This window comes from Chitinophaga pinensis (genome assembly GCF_007896845.1).
GTDB lineage: Bacteria > Bacteroidota > Bacteroidia > Chitinophagales > Chitinophagaceae > Chitinophaga > Chitinophaga pinensis_C.
Genome location: NZ_VOHS01000033.1, coordinates 42,790 through 50,619 on the forward strand (window position 1 = coordinate 42,790; position 7,830 = coordinate 50,619).

Below are 7,830 nucleotides of genomic sequence, written 5' to 3' on the forward strand. Positions count from 1 at the left end.
TAATTAGAAAGTAGCATTTACACCTAACATGAATGAGCGTGCCTGAGGATAGATACCTCTGTCGATACTGAATACGCCACCACCAATTTCCGGATCATAACCAGTGTATTTGGTCAGTGTCAGCAGGTTTTCGCTCATTACATACACGCGGAATCTCTCGATATGCGCTTTCTTTAAGAGTGAAGAAGGCAGAGAATAACCCAATTGCAGGGATTTGATTCTGCAGTAGCTGCCATCTTCCAGATAGAAATCTGAAGGGTTTGTGAAGTTTCTGTTGTTGTCTTTTGTAGTCAGACGTGGGTAATCATTGGAAGAACCTTCGCCGGTCCAGCGACCCAATGCTTTGGTCTGCCAGTTAGCTGCTCCGATATCCAGACGACGTAAGCCCTGGAAGATCTTGTTACCTGCAGCGCCCTGTACGAATAATACGAGGTCAAAACCTTTGTAAGCAGAATTCAGGGTGAAACCATATGTCCAGCTTGGAGTAGGGTTACCGAGGAAAGTACGGTCACCTTCGTCAGTCAGTTGTCCGTCGCCATTTACATCTACCCAGCGGAAATCACCAGGAACAGCATTTGGCTGGAGTTTTTTACCATCTTTACCTACATATGCATCAACTTCCTGCTGATTCTGGAAGATGCCATTTGTTTTGAAACCATAGAAGGCGTTGAATGGCTGTCCGATAGCAGTACGTGTGATAGGATAGCTGGTAGATTGGAGGGTCTGTCCACCAGACAGATACTGAATATTCTGACCGAGGTTGGTTACTTTATTTTTCAAATAAGACACGTTACCATTTACACCGAAATCAAATTCTCCAAATTTCTTGTGGTAACCCAGTTCCAGTTCCACACCGGTGTTTTCCATATCCGCTACGTTAGCCGCAGGGTTAGAAATAGCACCTACATACAGTGGGATACGTGGGTTCTGGAGGATGTCTTTGGTTGCTTTTTTGTACCAGTCAAATGACACAGTGATGTCTCTGAGTACAGTTGCTTCAAAACCAATGTTGGTCTGGCTGGTAGATTCCCATTTCAGATCCGGGTTGGATGGAGCGTTAGGGCTGTAACCGATCAGGTATGTATCTCCGGTACCGAAGCTATAGTTACGACCGCCACCGATGGTAGACAGGTAAGCGAAGTCACCGATATTATCATTACCAACCACACCGTAACCACCACGGAATTTCAGGAAGTTTACGATCTGATTGTCAGCCCAGAAGTTCTCACGGGAAGCTACCCAACCCAGTGAGAAGGACGGGAACACACCATATTTGTTGTTAGAACCAAAGCGGGAAGAACCGTCACGACGAACGATCGCTTCTGCCAGATACTTTTCATCATAAGTGTAGTTCACACGTGCAAACAGGGAAGAGATTCTGTGATCAGGGTTTTCGCTACCACCTGCATTTCTCTGATCCTGCGCCACATTATAGTTAAGAGACGCGTCTTTGAAATTGGTAACAGGTAAATCCCAGTATGTTACGTTCAGTGCGCGGGTATGGTTGTCCTGATAGGCACCCTGACCGGCTAATATAGTAACATTGTGTTTGTTGAACTCTCTGTTATAAGAGATCGTGTTTTCCAGGTTCCAGTTATAACCGGAGTTAGAGCTACGGTTAAAGTTGGTACGGGAAGAAATAGTAGAAGGATTAAGGTAAGATATAGGGGTAAATGACTCACTTCCCCAGAAGGAGATCTTGGAACCGAGCGTTGAACGCAATTTCAGTCCTTTGATCGGAGATACTTCCAGGTAGGCGTTACCTACGATATTATGAGACCAGCCATAGTTACCGAGGCGGGTTTTGATATAAGCCAAAGGGTTGGTGATTTCCTGTGCAAGTGCTCTGGAAACACCATAATAATGACCATTACCATCTGTTGGTGTTCTTGGATCGTAGTTGGCTGCTTCATTCGGATCAGTTACGATCACCGGAGTGATAGGATCGAGGTTGATAGCAGAAGCCAACGGACCACCGAACTCACTGTTCGTATTACCCAGACCGATAGATTTATCGTAAGCGTAGCCCACGTTCTGACCAAAGGTTACCCACTGGGACAGTTTGTGTGTAGAGTTCAGACGGAAGTTTACGCGCTCATATTTAGAGATATCAGTAGCTACGATACCATCCTGTTTCAGATAACCGAAGGAAGAATAGAAGGTAGATCTGTCGTTACCACCGCTGATGCTTACTTCATGGTTCTGGCGTTTTGCACTGCTGTTAAAGATCTGATCCTGCCAGTCGGTACCTTTACCATATGATGCAGGGTCAGCGTAAGGCAGCGTTGCATCACCACCCGCTTTCGCTGCTTCGTTTCTGAGAGTAGCATATTGTGTTGCGTCCAGCAGTTTCAGTTTACGGGCAGGAGCAGAAGTACCATAATAACCATTGTAGTTTACTTTCAGGGTACCTGCTTTACCTTTCTTGGTAGTTACGAGGATAACACCGGCAGCAGCACGGGCACCATAGATCGCCTGAGAAGCCGCATCTTTCAGTACCTCGATAGACTCGATATCGTACTGGTTCAGGTAACCGATACCACCGTTATCTACCACCACTCCATCTACTACCCACAGAGGGTCGTTGTTATTGAAGGTGGTCAGACCTCTCACTCTCACCGCAGAACCAGAACCTGGCTGTCCTGAGCTGGAAGCGATGGTCACACCGGAAGTCCTACCCTGCAGGGCGCTTTCCACACGTGTGATAGGCTGGTTTTCGAGATCCGCAGCTTTTACGCTGGAGATAGCACCAGTTACAACACTTTTCTTCTGTACACCATAACCTACTACTACTGTTTCTGTCAGTGCAGTTTCAGAAGTTTTCAGTCTGATGTTCAGATTGCCGTTACCAACAGCCTGTGTATAAGGAGTATAACCCAGCGCACTGAATACCAGTGTTCCATTGGAAGGGGCTTTTAAGGTGAATTTACCATTGCCATCAGTAGCAGTACCGGTAGTACCGTCTTTCACACGTACGCTTACACCAGGCACGGCTTCTCCTTTTTCGTCTACTACACGACCGGTAACGGTAATGATAGAATCTGCAGCTGCTTTATGACCAGCAGGCAGGCTTTTTACAATGATGCGGGCACCATCTATAGAATAATCGAAAGGTTGATTGTCAAGACAAATCTCAAGTGCTTCCTGAACGGATGCATTTTTTATATCAATAGTTACAGGATTTGCAGTTGCGAGTAAAGTTTCATCATAAACTATAGAAATTCCTGCCTGACGGGCCACCTGACGAAGTACTTTTTTCAGGGGCGCCTTTTTCTCCGATATAGAGATTTGCTGAGATACTCCTTTTGCGCTGATCTGTAGACATGCCACTAGCAACAAAAAGGTGGTCAGTTTCATAACGGTGACAATTTTGGTTGATAGATTTTTCCGGGTACGGAAAGTCCTACCACTAAAGTTTAATTGCATACTTTTGTAGTGTTTGGGAATTTTAGAAGATCGATAGTTAATAACGTGACGTGGTTTTCAGGATGCCCCGACAATTTCTGCCGGAAGTGTTGCAAGCGCTTCCGGTTTTTTATTATCTGGGCCTGCTGCTCCTTTAATTTGTTCCGGTTACTTCCATAACGTAATTCATTTTACTTAATTAATACCCTGTCTGTCTCACGTGGATTTAGTACAGCACAGGCTTTATTTACCCGATGTAACAGTTAGTTTTCGCCCTGACAGTGAGAATGTAGGTCCATTTGCTTCCAGCATATGCAGAATATCGGATAATGGTAAGCTCCGGCTTATACGCCCCCCAAAGAGCCTTTCATTTCCCGTCTGGTTGTAACTAACATCTATATCGTACCATCTGGCCAACTGACGTAATATGTCGGCCAGCGTGGCATTATCAAATTCAAAAAAACCTGTTTTCCATGCAATTACCTGATCTACATCCGCCTTCATAACCACCATAACGCCACTGGCAGGATCAATAACTGCCTGTTGGCCCGGTTTCAGGCGTTGTTCAATTTTTCCATACTTAACATTGACGAGTCCCTCAATCAGTGTGGTATTTATACTCTTTTCGTCGGCGTAGGCCATGATATCAAACTGGGTACCCAATACCTGTACTTCTGTATTATTTGCTTTTACAAAGAATGGCTTATTGGCATTAGGTGCCACTTCAAAATAACCTTGTCCCTGAATTTCGACTTCTCTGCGATCTCCATTGAAAGAAGTTGGATATCTCATACTGGATGCGGCATTCAGCCATACATGGCTACCATCTGACAGTACAATATTAAACTGACCTCCCCTTGGAACAGTCAGCGTATTATAGGTAACAGCATCACTGTTTCCCTGTGCAGCATAGTGCAGCTGACCATTCTGTTGACGGACAACCGTCTCACCCTGATTGATCACCTGATTACCCGCGCTATCCAGTGTTACGACATCTCCATTGGCCAGTGTCAGTATAGCCTTATTAGTACCAGGCGCAATATCTCCGGTATCAGCTGCCAGTGCGTTACTATTTGCGGTGAGGGCCTTGCGGGAGGAGACATTACTCATGTAATAATAGCCGCTGCCTGCCAGCAATAACACAGCCGCTGCCGCTATCCAGCGCAAACGCGTACGTTGCGGGAACCGGATCACTTTTTCCTGAGAAATGTCCTGTAAAAGTCTTGTTTCGATACGATCGCTCAGTTCGGAAGGAATTTCATGCTGCTCACTCATTGTCTTTTCGAACTCCCGCTGCATGGCGGCGAGCAAAGAACGATTGGATCCTGACGATTGCAGCCAGGCGTACAGCTCTTCCATTTCGGCCCTATTGCATTGACCGTCAAGGTATTTCTGTAAAAGTTCTTCGTTACGTTCCGTGGATAATGACATAAGTTACGAGCACCATTTGCGGGGCTACCTATATATATTATCCAAAAGTGAAGAGGTAGGGTACCTCAACTTTAAAAAAAGTTAAAATATTTTTCCGGCGAGATAAATGGCGAGCAAAATATCGCCATGGCGATGCACATAATCGTATATAAAACGCATCCCTAAAACCATGTGCTTTTTTACGGCATTTCTGGAAATGCCCAGCAAAAGAGCCACTTCATCATAGCTTTTCCCTTCCTGACGACATAGTTTGAACACATTCAGGCGCTGGGGAGGCATCCTGACGAGGGCTTCCTGAAAAAGACGGTCATATTCCTTCGTCCGTACCTGCTGCTCCGGCTGAACCGGGGAAACATCATCGAGCTGACTAAATAACTGGTCCCGGAAGTTTTTGTCGGTAGCGAGTTTTTCAATGGTCTTAATAACGTGGTTACGAGCTATCCTATATAAGTATCCTGTAAAGGACATTTCGGGGTTAATACGGTCCCTGATCTCCCATACTTTCAGAAAGACATCGTGCACCAGATCTTCTGCAAGGGAAGGAACCCTGCAAAAACGCAGCAAGTAAACGTAGAGCGAGGCATGATAGTGTCGGTAAATCTTCGTGAACGCAGACTCATCTCCCTGCATCATCCTTAACAACACCTCTTCCTCGGATGGCATACGATCCATATCAGTTTGAACAATTAGTAGCGGGAACCCCCTAAAGCTGTAAAACTAAAGAAAAGTAGGAAATGTACAAATTGACTAGCTGTACAGGCTGGAAGGGTACTTTGTACACATATTCGTATAGGGTTTGGAGATGAATTTTTTAGAGTTGTAAATATTTCTGCATAATTTATTTGCACAATTGAAATAATTATTCATATATTTGCACCCCCGACGAACGGGAACACACAGTGTTGGATCAGTAGTTCAGTTGGTTAGAATGCCGCCCTGTCACGGCGGAGGTCGCGGGTTCGAGTCCCGTCTGGTCCGCAGAAAGTAAAAGTGGATATATTTGAGCAGGAAACTGTTTGATTATATCCACTTTCTTCTTTTAGACATTATGTCTATTTTAGCCTCGCATGTTAATGACCCTACTTAGTTCTTCTATCATAGCAGGCCTGCGAGAATATTTCCGATTGAGTTCATTTGCTACAGCAATGACTTCATCTTTTCCTTCGGGAATGGTCTCCATTACCATTATCATTTTGATTGCCAAATCTGAATATTCACGACGGTTTCCTACTATATCACCTCTACGTTCAAATGCCGGAAGATATAATGCTAACAGTTGCAATGGATATATATTCACTAAATAATGATGGTACTGTATTAGCCGATTCAGATCGGGCTCTTTACTCATTAAGCTAAGTAGCCGGTCCCAATACCTTTCTTCAATATAGATTGGGCCTAACAGATCAAGCAGCAATATATCTGGCGAATACCACGCCTTGCCCTTATTTTTTTGGTATTGCAGTTCTATAAGAGCTATTTTTTCCGCGATATAATTTTCTATTTCCTCTTCCCATTCAACTATCGTGAAGGTGCTCTTCCACTGATTATAGTAAATTAGATGAAAACCCCGATCAAAAGCAAAATGTTTCGTATAGTACCTGATTATTTTCTTATCGCTCTCTAAAACAGCAATATCCAGCAGATTTTTTTCCCATTGCGCAACCGTTCCCGGATGTTCATTCTTTCTTGCAATTTCTATCCCCTCCACTATTAATTCCTTCGCCGCTTCTAACTTCTTTTCTCCTATCAAACGGTCCACCTCTCCCTGCCTTACATCTACAATATGTAGGTTTTTGCGAACAAGCATTTCAGCCTCGCTAGTCTTGCCGGCTGATTTTAAAAAATCTATTTTTCGTACAAGAAAATAACGCTCACTGTAAGATTCCTCATCTACTGATGACGCTTTAAGTTGCTCATCAATATATTTCAAATACAATTTCTCTTTGCCAATTTTTATGGCAAGTGTATGATACACATCTACCATGCTATATCCAAAGTCACCATACTCAAAATATACAGCATTACTTATTGCTGAACCTACAAAATTAAAAAGTTCTTCCAGCAAGTCCGTTATTACACCTTCAGTTTCCGCTACCTCTTTTATCAATTCTATGGAGGAAAAAATAATGTCCCCAATAGATCCACTCGAATCATCGCTGTAGGTAACAAGTTCAATAACTTCCGTCAATACTGATCGGACTAAAAGAAAAGCATTACGAAAATGACCTTTTTGTATAAGCTGGCGTCCTTCATCGAGCAATCTATTAATTTCATTGGTCAATCGGTGGATAGATCTATAATCGATATAATCTCCATCCGAATTATCCCGAATTAACTTTTTTAGATGCTTAGTATAACTTTTACCTACGTCAATGTTGTTATCTTTATCTGAAAAATAACGTTCAAAGAACGATTTAAATTCTTTATCTCCCGCTGCATGGGTGAGAATAAACGTTTGATATTCCTCAATGCTGATTTTTTGTACTAATTCTCTAAAATCAATTTTAGGATTAGTCTTTTTAGGCACGGGTACATTAACTAATTCTTCTCTCAAAACAAATAAGACAGCAACAACATGTTTGCAGACATCTCCGTCATAGGGACAATCGCATGAATATGATTCTATCTTATTCCTTCTGAAAAGCGTTACCTCTACTTCATATGTGTCGTTTCCCATCACTTCTGCATGCCATACACCTTTCTCTGCCTCATCCAGATCTACAACAGCACCATTCTCATAGTATTCCCTTCCGCGATGTATGATCTTGTCACTAACCTGTAATTCAAAATTTTTCAATGTGAGCATATTACCTAGTGTTTAATCATCTAAATAAATCGTCCATAGTTAAACTATTCTGAACTATATCATTAGCATAGCTATTTTTACTATTCCAAAAGTAGAGATCATAGTCAAAAAATGGCTTTATTGGTACGTGTTGCAGCCCGGAAGATGTCTATTTTGTTCTGCAATTCCTCCTGATATTTTTTATCAAT

At 43.0% G+C, this 7,830-nt stretch carries 4 protein-coding genes and 1 tRNA gene; 1 reads left to right on the plus strand and 4 read right to left on the minus strand.

The genetic code is table 11. The features are described 5' to 3' along the window. Positions 1–3: 3 nt before the first annotated feature. From FEF09_RS23105 to FEF09_RS23115, 3 genes are all read right to left on the minus strand, one after another. Entirely contained in the window at positions 4–3,357 is a 3,354-nt protein-coding gene (locus FEF09_RS23105) for a TonB-dependent receptor (protein ID WP_146307302.1), read from the minus strand. A gap of 291 nt (positions 3,358–3,648) precedes the next feature. Further along, positions 3,649–4,764, minus strand: coding sequence for a FecR family protein (locus tag FEF09_RS23110; protein WP_222597081.1), 1,116 nt, complete (start codon positions 4,762–4,764; stop codon positions 3,649–3,651). 153 nt (positions 4,765–4,917) lie between these two features. After that, positions 4,918–5,499: an RNA polymerase sigma factor gene (locus FEF09_RS23115; protein WP_186774477.1), complete on the minus strand. Its 582-nt coding sequence runs from the start codon at positions 5,497–5,499 to the stop codon at positions 4,918–4,920. 241 nt (positions 5,500–5,740) lie between these two features. Here FEF09_RS23115 and FEF09_RS23120 point away from each other — a divergent pair. After that, a tRNA-Asp gene (locus FEF09_RS23120) sits at positions 5,741–5,814 on the plus strand. A 79-nt stretch (positions 5,815–5,893) separates the two neighbouring features. Here FEF09_RS23120 and FEF09_RS23125 read toward each other — a convergent pair. Continuing rightward, complete coding sequence (locus tag FEF09_RS23125) at positions 5,894–7,642, minus strand: SWIM zinc finger domain-containing protein (protein WP_146307305.1); 1,749 nt, start codon at positions 7,640–7,642, stop codon at positions 5,894–5,896. Positions 7,643–7,830 lie beyond the last annotated feature (188 nt).

Coding starts and splice junctions, on each gene's coding strand:
- FEF09_RS23105 (WP_146307302.1), bottom strand. CDS start 3,357: ATGAAACTGACCACCTTTTTGTTGCTAGTGGCATGTCTACAGATCAGC.
- FEF09_RS23110 (WP_222597081.1), bottom strand. CDS start 4,764: ATGGAAGAGCTGTACGCCTGGCTGCAATCGTCAGGATCCAATCGTTCT.
- FEF09_RS23115 (WP_186774477.1), bottom strand. CDS start 5,499: ATGCCATCCGAGGAAGAGGTGTTGTTAAGGATGATGCAGGGAGATGAG.
- FEF09_RS23125 (WP_146307305.1), bottom strand. CDS start 7,642: ATGCTCACATTGAAAAATTTTGAATTACAGGTTAGTGACAAGATCATA.